The sequence below is a fragment of the Lentibacillus sp. JNUCC-1 genome, assembly GCF_009741735.1.
Classification (GTDB): Bacteria; Bacillota; Bacilli; order Bacillales; family Amphibacillaceae; genus Lentibacillus_B.
Genome location: NZ_WHOH01000003.1, coordinates 488,008 through 507,918 on the forward strand (window position 1 = coordinate 488,008; position 19,911 = coordinate 507,918).

Below are 19,911 nucleotides of genomic sequence, written 5' to 3' on the forward strand. Positions count from 1 at the left end.
ATAAAGTAGTGAGCGCCGATAAAAAGCCGCGAACGCTGATATATTGCCTCTCCAAATGGCGATACTTCACCAAGAACAGCGATTTCCTCATCACGAACACTGGCATCTCAAACAGGCAACTTCCCATTGCAAAAAATCACCGCTCCATCTTCTCCAACCGCTCATCAATATGCTCAATAATAAACACACACTCCTCCACTTCAAAAGGATCGGGATACTTCAAAAAATATTCCCGACATTTCACAGCGTGTGCCCTCCAACTCAACAAATCCTCCCGGCTGTACCGGTTGATCGCATCCTTCACTTCTTTACGATTCACACAAATTCCTCCTTTTTCATAGCACCCGATGCCCCTTTTTCCAACGACATTCGATTTTATAAATGAGTCATCGATTTTCAAAAAGGGGATTTATATATGTTCAAAGTATTCATCGATCCAGGGCATGGCGGTTCTGATCCCGGTGCCACTGCTTTTGGCGTACAGGAAAAGGATCTTACTTTAAAAATTGCCCGAGCTGTGTGCGAGGAACTGATCCGGAATGTGCCGTGCCGGTTTAAACTGTCACGCACAACGGATAAAACCATGTCACTGAAGGAGCGGACGGACATGGCGAATCAGTGGGGTGCGGACTTGCTCGTTTCCATCCATATCAATGCAGGCGGGGGTTCGGGGTTTGAGTCTTTCATTTTCAATGGACGACATAAAGCGCAAACCAGCTTCTATCAAACGACCATTCACCAAGCAATTTTAAAGCATACCAGCTGGACGGATCGCGGTCAGAAGCAGGAAAACTTCCATATGCTGCGCGAATCACGAATGTCTGCTGTTCTAACGGAAAGCGGATTTATCGATCATCCTGATGATGTCAAAAAGCTCAAGCAGGCTCATTTCATTCAAAAAATCGCAGCTGGGCATGTGAGCGGCATCGGTCAAGCGCTCTCCACTCAGCATACTAAACCACCACAAAAGAACCAAGCGACATACACCATTCAAAAGGGGGATACGTTATGGGATATTGCCCAGGACAATCACACAACTCTCGCACATATTTTCGAGCTTAATCCTGGCATCGATCCGTATCAACTGCAAATCGGACAGAATATACAGATCGGCTCAATAAAAGATACCGATCAATACCATGAAATTGCACCAGGTGACACGCTATGGTCTTTGTCGAAAACTTACCACACAACAATCACAGTGCTTCTCGCAAATAACCCTGGCATCAAGCCGCAAGCTCTTAAAATCGGCCAGCAGATTAAAATACGTTAAGCAACAAAAAAGCAGCGCACGTCTCCCAAACGTTCGCTGCTTTTTAAAATTATTAAACCTCGCGCGTTACGACATCAACGCCTCCAGTACCAGGATCAATCACAAGCCCGTGGACCTTCACATATTCCGGCAATAAAGGGTGGTTTCGAATCACATTCACACTTTGTTGTACGGATTCTTCAACTGTATCAAACCCGTGGAATTCATCATCAAAATCAATGCCCGCGTGCTTCAAAGCATCAATCGTTTCTTTAGGGATCCCTTTTTCAATCATTTTCTCCGGCAAAAGCTCTGTATCCATATGGGACATGCCACAGTCATAATGGCCAATGACCGCGACTTCCTCGGCCTGTAATTCATACACAGCCACAAGGATGCTTTTCATAACGCTGTCAAAAGGCTTCCGGATGATGGCTCCTGCATTTTTGATCATTTTCACATCACCGTTTTTTAGGTTGAGTGACCTCAAAAGCAGCTCAATCAAACGCGACTCCATACAAGTGAATACAATCATTTTCTTGTTAGGTACGCTGTTGGTTTCATATGGGACATAGTCTTTCTGTTCAACAAAGCGTTTATTAAACGCCAGCATTTCATCTAAATGTACAGTCATGATTTCGACTCCTTTTTACGATGGCTTATAAAAATAGTAGCTTTTTAAGAAACAGATGTAAAGTTATTTCCCACAAAAAAGACGCCTCTCATGAAGCGTCTTTTTTCGATGTTATTGTTTCTGTACATTTGCAGCCTGAGGACCACGATCGCCCTGTTCTATGTCGAATGAGACTGTTTGCCCTTCTTCCAGTGTTTTAAAACCTTCACCCTGGATGGCTGAGAAGTGGACAAACACATCTTCGTCACCTTCAACTTCAATGAATCCAAATCCTTTGTCTGCGTTAAACCATTTAACTGTTCCTGTTGTCATACGATTAGTTCCTCCATGTATATTCAAGATCTGCTCCTCGAAAAGTGAGGGCTACTCATAAGCATGCACAGTTATTGTCGCTTTATACATGTTTTTGCAAATTCATGTTTTAATTTGTTTTGAACTTGCTGCCTTTCTTCTTGGCGCGAAGTTTGGCCAGCAAATCTTGTGACGTTTCCAGTTCTTTTTCAGTTGTATCATGATCAATCGACAGCTTGTATTGGCCGCCGGTCTTTTCAATGTTGAACCACGTGTTGATCTGGCTGTTTTCCGGAAGCGCGTCCCGTTCGACAATAATTTCTTCTTTCTGATCCTCAAGCAAAATCACCGCTTGGTTTTCTTCAAATCTATCCAATACGCCTTTCATTAATATCCACCCCATTTTTATTGTGCACACACTTTGCCTTCTTGTTTGATATCAACAATTCTCGACGGGCCGATCCCATTAATTTTCGTCAAATCATCAATCGAGTTGAACGGTCTAAGTTTTACAAGATCTTCAGCACGGGCGGGGCCGATATGTTTAATCTCTTGCACTCTCTCAATCGAGGCGCTGTTAATATCAACGCAATCAGCAGATGAAGATACCGATTGTTCCTGATTGCTTGACTCACTCGATTCAGCCTCCCTGGCAGTTTGTGAATCCGACTCAGCACGTCCAGTCGTTTTCGGGCTGATCGTGCCATCCTTTTTCGTTAAAATGTCATAGGTTTTCCCGTCTGTTTTAACGACAATCGTCCCATTAACATCTGTCCCGTATAAATCAATGCCAGCATTTTGAATGGTCTCGATAACTTCCGCATGGGGATGACCATACTGACTGTCAGCACCGGCACTGTAGATCGCCACCTCAGGTTGAACTGCTTTGATGAATGCGGGCGCACTTGATGTACGTGACCCGTGGTGCCCAAGCTGGAGAATTTCAGCATCGAGATCAATCCCCGATTGCATCATTACCTTTTCAGCTGCTTGGTCCGCATCCCCTGTGAAAATAAAGTCAATATCACCATATGACATAAGAAGGGAAAGAGACTCTTCGTTGGCTTTTCCAGAAATGCTGTTCGGATACAAAACAGTAATGTCCATAGGTCCGATCGAAAAAGTATCGCCTGAGCGCGGTTCCTCATAATCTGCGTCACTGTTCAAGACAGCCTCCAAAGCTCCCTGAAAAGTTTTAGATGAAGCTGTATTACCCGACATCCAAACCTCACCGACATCATATGTATTGACGATCTCCGCCAACTGGCCAATATGATCAGCATCCGGGTGGCTGATCACAATCAAATCAATACTGGATATGTTCTGGCTTGCCAAATATTGCACCGTGTCATTGCGCCGCCAATCGCCCGTATCGTATAAAATGGTGTACGATTGCTGATCATTTTCATATTGAAAAAGCGTCGCATCCGCCTGGCCAACATTCATATAATGGACACTCAGTTCGTTTAAATGCGTGTTTTTTTCCTCAACCTGTTCATCGGCAGTATCTGTTTCCGCTTTTTCTGCATTTGCTTTATCGTCCTGATTTTCCGTTGCATCTTCATCCGCCGCTTCTTCTACGGTCTCAGTACGCTCACCGCTAACCTGATTGCTTTCATCATTAACCGCCTGCTGAGCGACCTCACCTGTTCCACACGCCGACAGCATCAAAGCAACGGCCATCACCCATACCACTAAAACTTGTTTATACATACCCATATGCCCCACTTTACATTGTTGTCTGTGTTAAGGATATCAAAACCCCAGAGCCAACACCATAGAGAAAAAATAAATATGAAGAAAATTATATTTTGCGTCATAGACATAGTCTTATAAACCAAATATACAAGTGGAATAATCCCAATTCCACAAGCACATAGCCAGCAAAAACACTGTTTTGACAACATGACCTCTATGTCAAATCCTGACATAATAAACAAAAGCTGCTCCCTCCGCTCCAATCCCTTCATGTTAACCAAAGCTAGGGCGGGTCTGCTCATATAAGAGTTAGAGAATAACCTCTTATACCTAGATCGGGGAAAATACGGAGACTACAGTGGAAGGACAAGCCTCGGTGAGACCCTGGAGCGCGGTATAGGGGAAGGAAGGCTAAAACCGCGACGTCAATCGCCACTTCTTCATGACCCACGTCCTGTGGGCCCGAGGCTCAGCAGCGCCCCGGAACGCGGAGTGCTTTCTCCGAGCGGTTGCCAGGAGCAGGCATTAAAAGCATCCAATAACTCGCAGCTTGTGTCTACTATTCATTAACGTTTTAACTCTAAAAGCAACAAAAAACAACAAAACAAGAAAAGGGAGGTGATAAGCATGCCGGCTGCTGTCGTTCGATTCTTCGTCACGCTTGCCGCATGTTTATTCTTATTTGTTTATATCCTGCACGTTTATCTGACAGAAAACCCTTCACAGCTTAATGCTTTACAGTCAAATTGTGCAGCACAAGCCCCAGTAGTACTCACAACATCAGAAGTGCCGGAACTCAACACATTCCTGCAAACCATAAGGAAAGTTCAGAATAATCAACAGCATGTAACTGCTGTGTTAGATCGTTTTGAAACTGGGCAAAAAGCAGTATTGTTGCTTGAAGACGCTGGAGAAGAATGGGTCCTTCCCAAACATATTTTTGCATCACAACCTGAAACCCACACATGGTTTGATGTGTTTGTGGGTAATACAGGCGAAATCTGGCTGTATGTCAATTGTCGAAAGACCGCACAGGAATCAGATAAATCAGACCAACTGATCAGCCAATTAAAAACCAAGCGTTATTGCCCGGGAAATATCGACAAAAACTTTTCCACCGAAATCCAATAAACCATTGCATTAAAGCATGCACGTGTTAAAATAACTACAAGTCATTTTGATAATGGCTTATAGCTTAGTTTAGAGGAGATGAGAGAATGAGGAAAGAGCAGAGTTTAGCAGAAAAAGGTTTGTATGGGGAGTTTGGCGGACGTTACGTTCCGGAAGAATTGGAATCCGCACTTGATAAAGTGGCGAACGCTTTCCACACGTACAAAAACGATCCGGAATTTGAAGAGGAATTCCGTCAGTATCTCAAGTCCTATGTTGGACGGGAAAACCCCCTGACTTTCGCAGGTAATCTGACAAACAAAGTGGGCGGTGCAAAGATCTATTTGAAAAGAGAGGATCTGAACCACACTGGCGCTCACAAAATCAATAACGTAATTGGACAAATACTTTTGGCTAAACGAATGAATGCCAAAAGAATCATTGCTGAAACAGGTGCAGGCCAACACGGTGTAGCCACAGCTACCGCATGTGCAATGTTCGGCATTCCATGTGTCATTTACATGGGTAAAACCGATATGGAACGACAGGCACTCAATGTGTTTCAAATGGAACTCCTTGGTGCAGAAGTGGTTTCAGTTGAAAATGGTCAGGGCCGGCTTAAAGATGCTGTCGATGAGGCCCTGGGAGACTTAATCCGAAATCACGGCGATACATTCTATTTGCTCGGTTCAGCGGTGGGTCCTTATCCGTATCCTGAGATTGTTAAACACTTTCAGTCGGTGATCAGTGAAGAATCGAAACAGCAGATCCTTGAGGTGGAAGGACGCCTTCCGCATGCTGTCGTCGCTTGTGTGGGCGGGGGAGCAATGCAATCGGGGCGTTCGCTCACTATATTGAGGAGCCCGATGTTCGGCTGGTTGGTGTAGAACCTGCCGAGGCTGCCACGATTACAAACGGTCAAGCGAGTGTGCTGCACGGATTCAAAAGTTTAACATTGGTCGATGAGCATGGTGATCCACAGCCAACTTATTCGATTGCGGCAGGTCTCGATTATCCAAGCGTCGGGCCTGAGCATAGTTACTTAAAGACGAGCAACCGCGGAGAATATTATACAATCACAAGTGAAGAAGCATTAACGGCTTTCCAGGAATTATCACAGACAGAAGGCATTATTCCAGCCCTCGAAAGCGCCCATGCGGTGGCATATGCCATGAAAATGGCTGAATCTATGTCCCGTGACGATATCATTGTAGTGAATCTCTCTGGGAGGGGCGATAAAGACGTCGCCCAAGTGTTTCAAATGCTTAGAGGCTAAAAAATAAATAATCGACCCGAAAAGCTGGCTCTGCCGACAAATCCAATGTCCGGCAGAGTCAACTTTTTCATATGAAAACATTGATGCACAAGCTGAGTTTGGATAAAAATGCTAAACTATACATATCAATGATACCCAGCTTGAGGTGAGACAAATGGAATCTGAAAAAATGTCAATCAGAGAAGTGGCAACTCATTACGACGTAACAACTCGGACCATTAGGTATTATGAAGAACTCGGCATGCTTGCACCCGAACGCACGAATAACGGACAACGTCTTTTTGGCAAAAAAGAACATATCCAGCTTAAATTGATTTTGCGCGGGAAGAAATATGGCTTTAAATTGGATGAAATCAAAGAAATGATTGAGCTGTTTGACCGGGACCGCACTGGACGCAAACAACTGGAACGAACGATTGAATATGGAACTGAAAAAGTCGCTGAAGTAACAGAACGAATTGAAGAACTGACCCAGATCCGTTCAGAGATGGAAACATTGCTAGCAGATTTCCAAGACCGATTACCGTACTAATGAGCGGGAAAGCCCATTCCTTCAGGTGTGGGATGAGAGCGAATATATTAAGACATGATCTTAAAAATAAAAGGGTCAAAACAATTAAAATAAAACTGGAACATATGTTCTTGATTTGATATAATACAGTTGAGGAGGTGAAATGGTGCCAACAATTTCTCTGAAAGTAGAATTGCTAAAGCCGACAATAGAAAAACAAAATGTGTATCAAACAATGACACAAACAAACACGGATTTCGCTAATTGGCTTTTGACTTATGACGATCTAAACAAAGCGACATCCAAAGTTTTCAAGCTGTTCTCATCCAACAAACAACTGCCCTCAGCAGTTGTTAATCAAACGATTCGGGATGTAAAAAGTCAAAAGAGACACCAAAAAGCGAAAAAATATAAACGACTCTGGTGTGCTTTCAATAACCAAAACGCCAAAATAGAATATGACAGCCTTTATAAAATCAGCTTCCCGACACTTGAAAAACGCATCGGCGTGCCTTTGGTCGTCCGACCGTTTCAGCAAAAATGGCTCGATAAGATTTTAAACGGTGAAGCCAAACAAGGTACGGTTGACCTTTTTAAAAAGAGAGAACGCTGGTTTGTGACAATTGCCATTTCCTATGACGTAGAAAAAACGACCAATGAGAAGGTATTGGGTATTGACCTTGGGTTGAAAAACATCGCCACATGCAGTGTCGGCACGAAAAGTTTATTTTTTAAAGGCAATCAAATAGCCTTCAAAAGAAGAAGATTTTCTTCAAGAAGACGCAAGCTGGGCAAGCTGAAAAAACTTCAAGCTATCAAAAAATCAAAAGATAAAGAGTCCCTTTGGATGAGAGAAATGAATCATACCATATCCCGTCGAATCATACGGTTTGCCAGGTCCAACGGTGTTGGACTGATCAGAATGGAAGATTTGACAGGTATTCGCATGGCTAAATCAAAAAAAGAAGCAGGCAGAAACCTAAACAATTGGAGTTTCCATCAGCTTCAGACATTCATTCAGTATAAAGCAGAAATGGCAGGCATCACGGTTGAATATGTCGTGCCAAATTATACATCGCAAACATGTAAATGCGGAAATTGTGACAAGAAAAACCGCAATGGTTTGAGGTTCAAATGTAAAAAGTGCAGCTATAAAAACCACGCGGATTTAAATGCAAGCATCAATATCGCAAAAGCCCTGTCAGGCATCTCCAAACATAAACAAGTTATATAACTCGTGTACCGGTAACAGGTATACCGCCAATTGCGGTACAATTCATAACGCAGTTGGACGGGGCCATGGCAGCCCCCTTAACTTGAGGCTAGTTCAAAACCGAAAGGGACTGCGAACGTCTTAGCACTCGAGAATCCCACTGCTTTAGCTGTGGGAGTGTCAAAAGCATTGGAGAGAGAAGAGGATACGGCAAAGAAATAGTAAGTTGGTTTATGGCATTATTTCAGAATATTCCTTCTCGGTGTAAACAAAATATGTTAAACTGAGATCAAGTCTGTCTAAGCCCTCATCGGCATAGTGCCGTATCATAGGATAAGAAGAGGAAGATTGAATAAAATGTCGCATCTGAAAGGAGATTTTGTTGGAAAAAACACTGTGGATTTTAGAAGTATTGGAAGCTGTTTCGTTAGGTGTATTTGTGATCGGTTCATATCTGTATGTAAAGCATTTATTTAACATAAGAAAGAAAAGAAGTCTTTCATCTTTTGAACAGGTCATGTACATACTCATTGTAGCTGCATTTGTTATAATCGCAGCCAGAATGTTAGTTGAAATCTTTTTTGTATGAGGTTTTCAAGAGCAGGATCAATAACTTTAATGGTGAAGCGATGCTAAAGAAGGGAGTAACATGAAAAAAGTCATAGTACCCTTATTATTGCTGATGGTTATAATTGGCGTGGTTCTATTCTTTAGTTTGAGCACGGCCACTTTTACAGGCAACGTGATTGAAGTTAATGACAGCGGACAGCTTTTAGTAGATTGTCCAATTGTAAAATTTAGCGGCAGTTCGGATGACATCGGTTATACATGTGGGGTGCAAACAACCGAAAGCACCATTGTCACGAACGAAAATGGGGATATTTTGACTATAGACGACATTGAAGTAACCGAGACTGTCAACGTCGTTTTGACAAAAAGATATTTCTTAAGGAAAAATAAAAACAGCAGAATGGTTGCGGCTGAAAAAATAACAATCTTGAAGTAAAGAATTCTATTTTATTGGAGGACGGAGGGCTGTGTTTTGGCTAAAGAAAAAGATGGATCCATTAAATTGAATTCACATTCCTTCCTGTCAAAAGTACTAGCGTATCTTTTCATGAGTGCTTTAATATTCTTAATTGCCCAGGTCGCCATTAAAATATATGTGGGTTCATTTGAGCTTAAGCTCGTGTTAAGCATGATGGATACGTATGTATTAACTGTACTCTTGGTTCTATCGGGAACTCTTTTTTTGATTGTCAGGAAGAAACGAAAAGCATAAATCCAAACGAAAGGTTATGGTTACATGAGCGTTAGTGTAAAGATTGGAGATATAATCGAAGCAATTGAACTTCAATATCCAGGGTCATATCAATTTCTTAACATGAAAAATGGAAAGGTTGTCATAATCGATTCAGAAGCGATGCGAGCTGCTGAAGATGATGAACCTTACATGGATGATGAAGCTCTGGAAGTTGCCATTGATGTTCTGGAAAATGAAGACAATTATATAGAACTTCCCGAAGAAGAAGATATAAACGAATATGATATTATGGAAGATTTTTGCCTGTCACTTGAAGATGCTCATCAAAAAGAAAAATTATTAAGTGCAATTAAAGGAAAAGGTGCGTTTAGAAGGTTTAAAGATAAAATCATTGAACTCGGTGTTCGTGATGAGTGGTTCACATATCGTGATGAGAGAATTAAACAGTTCGTGATCGAATGGTGTGAAGCGCATCAAATAGATTATAAAAAATAATAGAAGCTTTGATGTGAGGTTAGGAGGCTCATATATGGAGATCATTTTCATGTTCATACTCGGGGGCGTTGTTTTCGTCTTAGCTCTGGTGGCGATCGTTAAAGCACTCACGCATAGGGTGAAAACCCCCACCGATGAATTGGAAAAAGAGATTTCGAATTTAAAAGAGCGCGTCAACGCCCTTGAAGATAATAACGGTAATGTCTAGAACTTTGATTGGGAGACAGGTAGTACTCAAGATGAGAGTGTCCAAAGCATGTGGTAAAGAACACTTTTATTGAAAACGCTTTAATGGAGAGGCAATACCAATGTAAAACAGGCTGAAAGACAATTTTAAGTCCGAAAAGGAGGGGAGAGAATGACTGCCATTATACTGATTTATGGTTTTATAATTGTTTTGATGGTCATGTTAGGCATCGTTTTTTCTCTCGGAAAAGGGTCTTCGTTAATTGCTGGATTTAATACGATGTCAGAAGAAGAAAAGGCAAAATACGATGTCACCGCACTCAGCAAGTTTATGGGAAAAATAATGTTCACATTAGCATTTAGTGTCGTGTTGCAGTTAATCAGTCAAATTTATGAAAAGGATTGGCTATTTTACATTAGCTTGGTTTTACTTGTGGGGGCAATTATATTTTTACTTGTATACGTTAACACAGGGAATCGATTTAGAAAGAAGTAGGAACAATAGGCACGGTTATCTGGGAAGTGTCGTATCAACATTTGCATTGGTGCGATCTCCGTTTACTACTTGTTCAAGGCAGACGCCGAACGCAAGAAAAATCATATCATGCTGCCGATGCGGATTTAATATATGATTGATTTTTAATCAACAAGAAGCATGATGAACAACTTAGAGGTAGGGATATGTAATGAAGAAGATAAGTTTTGTATTTATTGGATTGCTATTGTTGTGTGCTTGTTCGACTGATGACCCCGATCGTACGACTTACGGGTTTGAACAAGATCAAGCTGAACAGAAAGAATTCGAATGGGTACTGTCAAATTCATATCAAATAACTGTCGATGATTCGTTTGAAATGGTTTCAAGATATGAAAGAGACACAGCACCTGAGGAAATGTTCTTCTGGCATGAACCGTCAGCTAATGAACATGCATTTCAACTTGATACAACAACAGAAGCACTTGAAAAAGAAGTGCCAACCATGAAGATTAACCCCATTAATAAATATCAGTATGTTTATATGCAGAAGTATTACGCGTTTGATTTAACAGAACCGGAAGCTAAAGAATCCATGAGAGATGTTAAAGAGGAGGTTAACAAAAAATCAGATGAATTCCTCGAAGACATAAAAGAAAAAACAATAGAGAGATTGGAAAATGAGTCCACCGTTTATACCAATGAGGATTATGATATCGAGCCTTTCACTTATATGATCGAAAGCGAGTCAGAACAAGGTGTGATGCATTATAACTTGGTTGGTGAGGCGGAAGAAGAGTACGTGAGGGCTTCAATGTCGATCCCAAGCAGCAATGATGAAGACCTATTTGAAAGCATGCTCGCCTCTCTTCGGACATTGACATACAATAAAGATGAGTTCCAGAATGATCCAGTATTGGATGAACCAACAAAGCTATCTTATGAACCAGCAGACAACCTTAAAGGTAGTTATCCAGAAGTAGGTTATTCTTTTGAAATACCAGAAGCCGCGACCTTCCGCTACTCTTATCCGGTTTTCCATACATACCGTTATACATTTGACACGCTATACGATGAAAGTATTGAAAAGGAACACTTTGGCCTAAGAAGTTCGGAATTAATCATTCGAGTAGCAAAAGAGGAAAACGCTAAGAACCGAGAAACGGAAATCCGAAATAGGGCACTTGATGATTTTGTAGCATTTCAACACGACTATGCCAGGTCTGTCACATACTTACATGAAGATGCGGACTTTAATACAGGTGTGTTCACAACCGCAGTACGTGTTACATTTGATGGCTACGAAGAATACTGGTTTCTAAAAGAGGTTGATGGGCATGTGTATGAAGTCACTTTTGATATAACCTTGGAAGCCCCAGAGTATGATGACTTGCTCGAAAGTTATTTGAATGTGATCCGAACGTTCGAACTGACGCATATAGAGTAAAACAATGGCGTTATTTAAACTTAGTGGAGGAGGGTGAAAATGAAACGCAGCCTATTTTTCATTCCGGCCGTTATCTTTACCGTTTTATATGGAGCAGTAGCGATACTTGATACGATTACTGCTGTTTCACCCGTTGTGTTAGTTTGGCTGGCATTGTTTTTTATAAGCGGTTTTCTTTTAATAAAGAATATCTATTGGGGCAGTCTGCTCGGGATATTGCCCGCCATTCATATGATTTATATGGGAACACAAGAGACAGGACAAATTATTAATGAAACCCCCATCGGAATTGTGGTTTTAGTATTTTACGTGATTTGCGGTTTCATTGTTTATAGATGGAACAAAAAGGCAAGTCAATCGTAGTGTATCATGAGGGGGTGCTCCATTATATTTTTTTCACGATGGACCTTATTTCAAGGACTTATTGTTGCACTGCTGATCGGTTTCGCATTTATAGCGGAAATGTTTAAAGAAGATATCGGAATACCATTTTCTTCAACTGACCCCGTTCCGACACCGGTGTTGACGACTTCTATGTTTTTGATCGTAACAATTGGGTTAATCAGCTTATTGATGATTTTCCAGGTTAAAAAAAGCGATACCTTCCTAAAACACAGATTATGGGACAAAATGTATATAATCATGCCCGTGATCATTGGAATATCCCTGATTCTGCTGATCATCTTATTTGTGACAGAACCATTTAGTACAGTGATACAAAACAATCGTTGGATGATATATGTATTAGGATATTATATCTTATTCTTAATAAATGCAGCTGTTGTAGCAATGATACATAAGGCAAAAAAGAATACGATATCAAATGAAAGTAAAATTGCTTATTCGTTTGCGTGGACATCGTTAGGTCTTATAGCAGTTATTTTTATTCTGTAAGGGTTTTAGACAAAGTGATTGGTTTATAGCTGAAATGCACTAGTCATAAAGGGAGTTATAAATGTAATTCATGCCTGATGAGTTAATTGATTTTTTGCAAATATCGATTTCGGCAAGTGGAATTTTACTCAGTATAGCAATTAATTTTCACGATGAGGTGAAGCGAAATGAATGCAAATCAATCTGCCGGTAAAAATTTATCTAAATTCGATATCGGTTTCATAGCGGTAGGTGTAATTAGTTTAATCCTCATGCTTCTAGACCGTCAAAATCATACAATTTATGGAGAAATAGTGCTATTTGCAGCCTTTCTTTTCTTCTTCGCAAAAGGAATCTATTACACCAAAATAAATAATCTTAAATACGCTACAATGTGCTTTTTGTTCGTCACAATAGCTACGGCTGCAGAAATAGTAAAGTTTTTAATGCGCAGCAATGTTTTTTAAATACAGGACAAGGTTATTGCCGCAAAAACCTATAAAAAATAGGTCAACCAGAAATGACTGGCTAACCATATAATACGATCGGACCATTTTGTTGAGCAAATACTTTCCCAATTTGTATAAAAGTGTGAAGTTGAAATCAGGGGAAGGCGGTTAATTATGACTAACAAAAATAATAATAAGAATTTATATGTGGGTTATGGAGTCGCCTTTGGATTGCTTGGAGGCGCAATCTTTTCAACTGTTGTTGGAATGTTTATTAAAACCCCCATAATTTGGGCTTTTGGACCAGGATTAGGAATACTCATTGGTATAGTAATAGGCACAATAGTGGACTCAACTAAAGGTGAGAAATAGTTTAACATTCAAGATTAGGGCGCATTTCTTTAATAAGGATTATGCCTTCAGAGGGCCAGATTGTTCGGTAAGGAGGTTAGAAAAAATGTTGTTAAATGTTTTATATATAATTTCAATAGTCTCTTTTATAATTGTTGTTCCAATTATAATTAAAAAAAGAAAAAGAGCAGGTGTTTCAGGTATAAAAAGTGCATTAACTCCTGTCTGTTTTTGCTTGCAGCTTTGATAAGTATTTTAGCGTATTGGTTTAATTTTATGGGACTGTTAACTTGGACTGTAAGCTTTTTATTATTTATTTTAGCTGCCTATTTCACCAAAAATTTGCCTAAGCCTGCAAATAGTAATTAGGCAATCGGACGCTATTCTTGAACAGAGATTAGCCCCAATGTTGGAGGGAAGGACCAATTGTCGCATATAAAATTTAAATGGGAGAGGATATTATGGCGAAAAAAATTCATATTTATGATATTACAATGTCCAATGGGGAGCAGTTTAAAAATGTACGAATTGAGGGCTCAATCAGTAGTAAGTATACAGGCATTGCAACGGATTTTATCCCTGTAGAAAACGAAGATGGTCGAACAGTAGAATTAACGAAATATCAAATTGTTAAAGCTGAATTGGTTGATATTGAAGACTAAAAGTTATGCTTCAATCGGTCGCAATTCTTGAATAAGGATCTGCGCCGTGTGTTTAGAATTGGCCCATTTTGCCGCACAGAGAGGAGCATGAGCCACTATGGGAAGTATGATATTCAATATTTTGGTCAGCATAGTAGCTGTTTCACTGATTATTTTTCTTATTCTAGGACAAAAGAAATTCAGTAGAAAACTGGATACTGTTATGATCATTGCAGGAGCAGGGATTATATTTATTGTAAGTAAGCCTTTAATATGGATTTTAGTTTTCATGTTGGCTGTTGTGTATTTTTCTTTTAGACACAAACAAGCGCAAAATTAATTCCAGAATAGGGCGGAGCCGTTGAACAAATGCTGTGCCTGAATTTAGTACTGAATAGAAATGAGGGAGGGAGCGCATTGCAAAATAAATTAAGAAAATCCTCAACAGATAAAGCTTTAACAGGGGTTTGTGGAGGTATTGCTGAATACTTAGGTGTATCTTCTCTTGGGATCAGAATACTTTTTATCATTTTACCAGCTAATCTGCTTATTTACTTAATTCTTGTATTTACAATACCTGATGGTCCACCATCATTGTAAAAAAGCATAAAAGGGCGCATATCAGAAATAAATAAATGCATTCGCCATTGATTTCTAGGGCCAGATTAGTAAGGGGGGAGGAAATGATACTAACCGGGTTATATATAATCTTGACGATCGCCTTTATATTCTTCATACCTGTTATTATTAAAAAAAGGAAAAAAGCAGGTGTTACAGGAATTAAAACAGCATTACCTTCAATATGTTTTTTGTTTATAGCTTTGATAAATATATTAGCTTTTTGGTTGAACTTTATGGGGCTTTTAAGGGTGCGTCAATAATTTTGTGTAAATAACCCTGTTCTGGTAGAACGGCTAGCTGATAGGTAAATTCAGGAAAATTTCTTTTTGAGCCACAGTGACAGCTGCTTGTCCTTGACCATATTGTTGCCTCTTCTTTGCGATTTGTTATGTTGGATTCAGGGTTTCCGACCAGCGAGAGCGGAGAAAAAGATCGGTCGTGGTGCGGATGGAGCCCTTAGGGCTTTATTTTTGCCATCTCTCCATTCATGCACCACCACGACCGCGAAACATGGTCAAGGATGGCGAACTTGAGATTAAGCCTGCACCTGTTGATCTTCAAACATATGCAGTAATTCTGGCTTAGCTTGATCAAATCCCCTGTGGCAACGGATACCGAATTTTTGATTATAATCTAAGAATTGAGTAACCAGGAATCGCTCCAAGGCATCTTCGTTGGGAAATTGTTCTTTGCGTTTCACGTATCGCTTAATTTCCTTATTAAATGCTTCGATGAGATTGGTTGAGTAAATACTACGGCGAATGGAAGCAGGGAAATCATAAAACGTTAATAGCTGTTCGTTCCCAACCACCGCGTCAATCACACGTGGATAAATCTTTTTCCATTTGTCCTGGAATGCATTCAAGGCATCCACGGCTTCGTCCCGATCCTTGGCTTGGTAGACGTTTTTAAAATCATCCAGAATGGCTGGGCGGTCTTTCACCCGCACTTTACTGGCAATGTTGCGGGCAACATGAACACAGCAGACCTGATGCTTGGCTTTTGGATAAACACGGTGAATGGCGTCCGTCATGCCGGGTAAACCGTCCGAAATGAATAGAAGGACTTGTTCCAATCCTCTCGCTTGTAGGTGTTGGATCATTTCTTCCCAAACATGCGTCGATTCTGTTGGTGCGATGGTGAAGTCTAGGACTTCTTTCGTTCCTTCCTCGGTAATGCCGATGGCAATATAAACGGCTTCCTTTTCAACCGTTTGACGACGAATGGGAATGTGCGTTGCATCCAGATAGATGCAGACATATCGTTTCTCCAGTTTCCGTTCATGAAAAGCCTGTACATCTTCCGCAACCAGCTGCGTGAAGTTGGATACGGTTTGTCTGGAATAATGATGTCCATACATTCGCTCCATCAAATCTGCAATTTCATCGGTTGTGATGCCTTTTTCATAAAGATGAATGACAAACTGTTCCAACGTGTCATTGGAACGCTGATACGGAGCGAGAGTTTCCGGTTGGAATTCACCATTTCGATCTCTGGGGATCGCAAGCTGAAGTTCACCATATTCTGTTTTAAAGGTGCGATCGTAGAATCCGTTCCGTGAGTTACCAGAATGGAATCCTTCGCGGGCATAGGGTTCATAATCCAGAAAAGCAGTTAGTTCATGTTTTAACAACTGATTAACAGCTGTCTCAAGATGGCGACGAAAAACCTCTTCAATGTCTTGTTTTTGGGCTAGTGCTTCGATTAAATCTGTAGTAAGATGGTTCATAGGGAAGACCTCTTTTCTGTGAATGTTGTCGCTAACTCTATTCTACAGAAAGGGGCTTCCTTTTTTAAATGAAGATCGTTTAATCGTCATTTCTATTTACACAAACTATTTTACACTCTCGCTTTTAAGTTGGGCTATTAGTTTTATATTATTGATTTTGGCTGCTTATTTCACAAAGTATATGCCCGTTCCCGAAGCTAAAGATTAAGCAATAGAGCGCAATTCTGGAATAAGGATTGTGCCTGAATTGATCCAGATTGTTACATAGATGGGAGGAGATAAAATGAGTAGTCCTGAGATTTCAAACGGGAGCGTTACAAATGGTAAAGCTAACGCGTCATTAATTTTAGGAGTTATTTCAATCGTATTGGCTATAGTACCGCTAGGAGGTATGATACTTGGGATTATTGGTTTAATTATTGGTGTTATCGGATTACGAGAAGTAAAAGGTTTAAAGCAAAGGAGTAGAAAAATCGCATTATCCGGCATTGTTTGTAGTAGTTGAGGAATTTTGCTGCCAATAATTTTGAGTGTTGTTGGATATATGGCTTATATGCCCGTTTAAGGTAGGGCACAGTTGTGGCATAGACCCTGTGCCATTATTTGATTCAGTTATGCGATAAGTCTAAAAGTGATTAAATATGCGTTTGGAGGTTAATAGATGTTTAATTTTCCAGAAGTCTCGATGATTAGATTTCCTAAGTTGATTCTTCATTCAATGCTTCTAATGGTTCTCTTGACGTTAATGTCATTGTTTAGTGCAGATATAGTAGGGGGGATATTAGGCAAACCTGTTGAAGTCAGTAAAGGCTTTGTATCTTTGCTTGGATCTATTTGGCTTTTTTTTGCTTTACAAAGCAAGAAATATAAGAAGCAAAAAACTAATAATCGGATAATGTGCAATGACAAGCTATTCCTGAATAGATTCATTTAGTGAAGAGGAACAATTTAAGTCGTTGAAGGGGTCGAGGGGAGGGATATTTTCATGTTAAAAAGTGTACAATTATCGGTTTTAATACTTTTTATTCTTATGGCTGGATGCAGTGGTATTTCGAAATACGATGATAAAGAAACAGCAGCGGTGGTAAAAGATCAAGAGATTACAGTAGGCGATTTACGTTTTTTGTATCCTGATGACACTGCACTGGATTATCTTGATTGGGCAATAGAAGTAGAATTGGTAAAACAAGAAGTGAAGGAAATGGGACTTGATATTTCTAACAACTTACCTGACGAAAAAACCTTTGCTGAATTTGAAGCGCTCCCACCTGAAAATACAAAGGAGGCAAACGAAAAACAGATTCGTGAGTATGCAGAAGCTCAAGCCAAAAAATTAGATATGACACCAGAAGAATTTCATAGAGAATATGTCAAAAGACTTTTTGAGCAAAGTGCTTATATCAATACTTATCTCCAGGAGAAATTAGATGATGCAGAAGCGGATATTAATGATGTAAATTGGATAGACGAACATGTGGAAGAATATGATGACTTAATGAAAAAACTTATGGATGAGATTGAGGATGAAATTGACGTTTTAATTGATTATTAATTTTTAAGAATCGGGGGCATTTGAAGAGGAGAACAGATCTGCCACAGTAATTCAAAGGTGAATTCTTATTGTCGAAACTTGTTGTAACCGCTATCATAATTGGCCTAATTATACTTAGTCAATATGGTGTGATTAACAATACAGTTAATGCAATACTTATGGTGATAGCCCTTGTTGCTTTCTTTGTTACGGACAGCAATTTGAGGAAAAACAGTCAGCACTATTAAAGTTAAATGGGAAAGGCAGCTCGCATAAACCATCAAAAATGGGGAGATGGAATAATGACTTTTATAGCTCTTACGGGGGTTCTGCTGTTAGGAATCATCCTTTTAGCTGCTGGATTCTTTACGAAAAAGAGTTGGCTTAAGTTAGTATCACTGATCCCATTAGCGATTTCGCACTGGCAGATTGTTATTTTGTTTTCTTTGTAGATATTCACCTTCAAAGAGAAGCATTATCTTTACTACAACTTGTAATGCATAGTCGACACAAACTGCGAACTAATGAATATTTGACTCATACTCAAGATGAGAGAACCGTGATTTGCGCTCCGGGAAGTCGCTTTCCGCGGGCACGGCCTCAGCCTCCTCGCTCGCAAAGACCGCTCGCTGTGGGGTCTTCGGACTCGTGCTGTTCCCGCAGTCAACCATGTATCGCGAAAAGCGCTATACACCACAAGGGGATGAAAATAGATGTAGGGTGGCGATACTAGTGCTACGGCTGGATGAGGAAGGTCGATACTCCTTGGTGCCTTAGAGCCCTACCCGCAGTCTGACTCCTTCGACCACGGCGCATCACTTATTGTTGCTCCCATTCGGGAAGCACTCATGGTAGATTAACCCTATTCTGGTTGTTGCGCCAGCCTTAATAAATAACGGATGCCGTATGTCTTAGGAAGGAGATCAAGAACACATTATCTTACTAACCTAAATGCACCAATACAGCGACGCTCTCATCTTAGTTTTTTTAAAAAACATGAGCTGCGTCTACTTAAATATTGTCTTTTTGCGATTCTTAAGAGATTTAATTTTCATGGTAGGAGTCGACTTCCCTCCGCTCCAATCACTCTATTTAATTTAGTGGCTTGGACGGTTCTACTCGCATATGAGTTAGAGAATAACCCCTCACACCCAGCTCGGGGAAAACACGGAGACTCCCGTGGGAGCAAAAGCCTAGATGAGACCCCACAGCGCGCAGCGCGAGGAGGCTCATCAGCGCCCACTGGACGCGGAGTGTTTTCCCCGAGCGGTTGCCAGTGGCAGCCATAAGTTAGTTCGCAGTTTACTTATACTCCGCCTTTAAACAATCTATATGAAAATAGCTTAAAATAAACAGAGAGGTGAATTTTATTATGAAATACCTGCTGTATGGCACAGTCGGTCTCGTCGTCATCATCATTGTTTTAAACCTTCTAATGTACGATGCGTTTTATGTGATTACAAACACTATTGAATGGCTGATTCAGTACGTTTTGCCTTGGATAGCATTATATTGGTTTGTTCAGTTTGTGAATCATTACAAGAATAGGACAGGGAAGTAGCGGTATAAACTTATCCTGCGAAGAGGGGGAGGGGGACCTTTGTGCGCTCTATTAAGCTCATGTTGTTAGGTATTGCGTTCATGCTGATTTCGATATACATTCCGCACGAACCTGGATTTAGAACAGCCGGATTTGAACTTTATGTTTTGGTCTTTGGATCTGTGCTTACGTTAATTGGTTTTTTTGCGAAAGAGAAGAAACGGTAAAATTGATAACCCACCCCGAAATAAACTCGTAGGAATACGCCTTTAGTCATTATTATTTTGTTTCAAACTTAGGTACATTTTTAGTGTTATTAGCAGC

28 protein-coding genes and 1 pseudogene are annotated in these 19,911 nt (G+C 40.4%); 23 read left to right on the plus strand and 6 right to left on the minus strand.

What is annotated here, in order from left to right; all coding sequences use genetic code 11:
- Positions 1 to 136: 136 nt before the first annotated feature.
- Positions 137 to 319 (minus strand): hypothetical protein, encoded by a 183-nt coding sequence (locus tag JNUCC1_RS12920; protein ID WP_156645868.1) that lies wholly within the window; start codon positions 317 to 319, stop codon positions 137 to 139.
- 96 nt (positions 320 to 415) lie between these two features.
- On the opposite strand from JNUCC1_RS12920, the gene JNUCC1_RS12925 reads away from it, so the two are divergent.
- Positions 416 to 1,273: an N-acetylmuramoyl-L-alanine amidase gene (locus JNUCC1_RS12925; RefSeq protein WP_156645869.1), complete on the plus strand. Its 858-nt coding sequence runs from the start codon at positions 416 to 418 to the stop codon at positions 1,271 to 1,273.
- 52 nt (positions 1,274 to 1,325) lie between these two features.
- Here the strand turns inward: JNUCC1_RS12925 and JNUCC1_RS12930 are convergent, their stop codons facing one another.
- The 4 genes from JNUCC1_RS12930 to JNUCC1_RS12945 all read right to left on the minus strand — a co-directional run bounded on the left by JNUCC1_RS12930 (position 1,326) and on the right by JNUCC1_RS12945 (position 3,890).
- On the minus strand, positions 1,326 to 1,886 hold the full coding sequence (locus JNUCC1_RS12930; protein WP_156645870.1) for a beta-class carbonic anhydrase: 561 nt from the start codon (positions 1,884 to 1,886) through the stop codon (positions 1,326 to 1,328).
- Between the two features lie 111 nt (positions 1,887 to 1,997).
- Positions 1,998 to 2,198 carry a cold-shock protein gene (locus JNUCC1_RS12935; protein WP_156645871.1) on the minus strand — a complete coding sequence of 67 codons (201 nt, stop codon included), beginning with the start codon at positions 2,196 to 2,198 and terminating at the stop codon, positions 1,998 to 2,000.
- 109 nt (positions 2,199 to 2,307) lie between these two features.
- A complete protein-coding gene (locus JNUCC1_RS12940) occupies positions 2,308 to 2,565 on the minus strand; it encodes a DUF3006 domain-containing protein (protein ID WP_197431740.1) in 258 nt (85 codons plus the stop codon).
- A gap of 17 nt (positions 2,566 to 2,582) precedes the next feature.
- Entirely contained in the window at positions 2,583 to 3,890 is a 1,308-nt protein-coding gene (locus JNUCC1_RS12945) for an MBL fold metallo-hydrolase (RefSeq protein ID WP_156645873.1), read from the minus strand.
- Positions 3,891 to 4,502: 612 nt separating this feature from the next.
- On the opposite strand from JNUCC1_RS12945, the gene JNUCC1_RS12950 reads away from it, so the two are divergent.
- The 18 genes and pseudogenes from JNUCC1_RS12950 to JNUCC1_RS13035 all read left to right on the plus strand — a co-directional run bounded on the left by JNUCC1_RS12950 (position 4,503) and on the right by JNUCC1_RS13035 (position 14,766).
- Positions 4,503 to 5,006: a hypothetical protein gene (locus tag JNUCC1_RS12950; protein ID WP_156645874.1), complete on the plus strand. Its 504-nt coding sequence runs from the start codon at positions 4,503 to 4,505 to the stop codon at positions 5,004 to 5,006.
- An 86-nt stretch (positions 5,007 to 5,092) separates the two neighbouring features.
- Positions 5,093 to 6,261, plus strand: a pseudogene (trpB, locus tag JNUCC1_RS12955) (tryptophan synthase subunit beta).
- A 154-nt stretch (positions 6,262 to 6,415) separates the two neighbouring features.
- Positions 6,416 to 6,793 (plus strand): MerR family transcriptional regulator, encoded by a 378-nt coding sequence (locus JNUCC1_RS12960; protein WP_156645875.1) that lies wholly within the window; start codon positions 6,416 to 6,418, stop codon positions 6,791 to 6,793.
- A gap of 145 nt (positions 6,794 to 6,938) precedes the next feature.
- Positions 6,939 to 8,006 carry an RNA-guided endonuclease InsQ/TnpB family protein gene (locus tag JNUCC1_RS12965; protein WP_331713888.1) on the plus strand — a complete coding sequence of 356 codons (1,068 nt, stop codon included), beginning with the start codon at positions 6,939 to 6,941 and terminating at the stop codon, positions 8,004 to 8,006.
- A 361-nt stretch (positions 8,007 to 8,367) separates the two neighbouring features.
- Positions 8,368 to 8,574, plus strand: a complete 207-nt coding sequence (locus JNUCC1_RS12970) for a hypothetical protein (protein ID WP_156645877.1) — start codon at positions 8,368 to 8,370, stop codon at positions 8,572 to 8,574.
- Between the two features lie 60 nt (positions 8,575 to 8,634).
- Complete coding sequence (locus JNUCC1_RS12975) at positions 8,635 to 8,991, plus strand: hypothetical protein (RefSeq protein WP_156645878.1); 357 nt, start codon at positions 8,635 to 8,637, stop codon at positions 8,989 to 8,991.
- A 36-nt stretch (positions 8,992 to 9,027) separates the two neighbouring features.
- Positions 9,028 to 9,267, plus strand: a complete 240-nt coding sequence (locus JNUCC1_RS12980) for a hypothetical protein (RefSeq protein ID WP_156645879.1) — start codon at positions 9,028 to 9,030, stop codon at positions 9,265 to 9,267.
- A 24-nt stretch (positions 9,268 to 9,291) separates the two neighbouring features.
- The gene (locus JNUCC1_RS12985; protein WP_156645880.1) at positions 9,292 to 9,744 is read left to right on the plus strand and encodes a UPF0158 family protein; all 453 of its coding nucleotides are present in this window, start codon (positions 9,292 to 9,294) and stop codon (positions 9,742 to 9,744) included.
- A gap of 34 nt (positions 9,745 to 9,778) precedes the next feature.
- A complete protein-coding gene (locus tag JNUCC1_RS12990; RefSeq protein ID WP_156645881.1) occupies positions 9,779 to 9,952 on the plus strand; it encodes a hypothetical protein in 174 nt (57 codons plus the stop codon).
- A gap of 150 nt (positions 9,953 to 10,102) precedes the next feature.
- Positions 10,103 to 10,426 (plus strand): DUF3784 domain-containing protein, encoded by a 324-nt coding sequence (locus JNUCC1_RS12995; protein ID WP_156645882.1) that lies wholly within the window; start codon positions 10,103 to 10,105, stop codon positions 10,424 to 10,426.
- Positions 10,427 to 10,616: 190 nt separating this feature from the next.
- Entirely contained in the window at positions 10,617 to 11,852 is a 1,236-nt protein-coding gene (locus JNUCC1_RS13000) for a hypothetical protein (RefSeq protein ID WP_156645883.1), read from the plus strand.
- Positions 11,853 to 11,891: 39 nt separating this feature from the next.
- Complete coding sequence (locus JNUCC1_RS13005; protein WP_156645884.1) at positions 11,892 to 12,215, plus strand: hypothetical protein; 324 nt, start codon at positions 11,892 to 11,894, stop codon at positions 12,213 to 12,215.
- A gap of 6 nt (positions 12,216 to 12,221) precedes the next feature.
- A complete protein-coding gene (locus JNUCC1_RS13010; protein ID WP_156645885.1) occupies positions 12,222 to 12,746 on the plus strand; it encodes a hypothetical protein in 525 nt (174 codons plus the stop codon).
- Between the two features lie 167 nt (positions 12,747 to 12,913).
- Complete coding sequence (locus tag JNUCC1_RS13015; RefSeq protein WP_156645886.1) at positions 12,914 to 13,192, plus strand: hypothetical protein; 279 nt, start codon at positions 12,914 to 12,916, stop codon at positions 13,190 to 13,192.
- A 156-nt stretch (positions 13,193 to 13,348) separates the two neighbouring features.
- The gene (locus JNUCC1_RS13020) at positions 13,349 to 13,546 is read left to right on the plus strand and encodes a hypothetical protein (RefSeq protein WP_156645887.1); all 198 of its coding nucleotides are present in this window, start codon (positions 13,349 to 13,351) and stop codon (positions 13,544 to 13,546) included.
- A 440-nt stretch (positions 13,547 to 13,986) separates the two neighbouring features.
- Positions 13,987 to 14,187, plus strand: coding sequence for a hypothetical protein (locus JNUCC1_RS13025; RefSeq protein WP_156645888.1), 201 nt, complete (start codon positions 13,987 to 13,989; stop codon positions 14,185 to 14,187).
- Positions 14,188 to 14,284: 97 nt separating this feature from the next.
- Positions 14,285 to 14,506 carry a hypothetical protein gene (locus JNUCC1_RS13030; protein ID WP_156645889.1) on the plus strand — a complete coding sequence of 74 codons (222 nt, stop codon included), beginning with the start codon at positions 14,285 to 14,287 and terminating at the stop codon, positions 14,504 to 14,506.
- Positions 14,507 to 14,583: 77 nt separating this feature from the next.
- On the plus strand, positions 14,584 to 14,766 hold the full coding sequence (locus JNUCC1_RS13035; RefSeq protein ID WP_156645890.1) for a PspC domain-containing protein: 183 nt from the start codon (positions 14,584 to 14,586) through the stop codon (positions 14,764 to 14,766).
- Between the two features lie 556 nt (positions 14,767 to 15,322).
- On the opposite strand, the gene JNUCC1_RS13045 is transcribed toward JNUCC1_RS13035, so the two are convergent.
- The gene (locus JNUCC1_RS13045) at positions 15,323 to 16,516 is read right to left on the minus strand and encodes an IS256 family transposase (RefSeq protein WP_156643798.1); all 1,194 of its coding nucleotides are present in this window, start codon (positions 16,514 to 16,516) and stop codon (positions 15,323 to 15,325) included.
- A gap of 283 nt (positions 16,517 to 16,799) precedes the next feature.
- Here JNUCC1_RS13045 and JNUCC1_RS13050 point away from each other — a divergent pair, with 283 nt between their 5' ends.
- From JNUCC1_RS13050 to JNUCC1_RS13065, 4 genes are all read left to right on the plus strand, one after another.
- Positions 16,800 to 17,021: a hypothetical protein gene (locus JNUCC1_RS13050; protein ID WP_156645892.1), complete on the plus strand. Its 222-nt coding sequence runs from the start codon at positions 16,800 to 16,802 to the stop codon at positions 17,019 to 17,021.
- A gap of 480 nt (positions 17,022 to 17,501) precedes the next feature.
- Positions 17,502 to 18,068, plus strand: coding sequence for a hypothetical protein (locus JNUCC1_RS13055; RefSeq protein WP_156645893.1), 567 nt, complete (start codon positions 17,502 to 17,504; stop codon positions 18,066 to 18,068).
- 1,351 nt (positions 18,069 to 19,419) lie between these two features.
- Entirely contained in the window at positions 19,420 to 19,608 is a 189-nt protein-coding gene (locus JNUCC1_RS13060) for a hypothetical protein (RefSeq protein ID WP_156645894.1), read from the plus strand.
- Positions 19,609 to 19,649: 41 nt separating this feature from the next.
- Complete coding sequence (locus tag JNUCC1_RS13065) at positions 19,650 to 19,814, plus strand: hypothetical protein (protein ID WP_156645895.1); 165 nt, start codon at positions 19,650 to 19,652, stop codon at positions 19,812 to 19,814.
- Positions 19,815 to 19,911 lie beyond the last annotated feature (97 nt).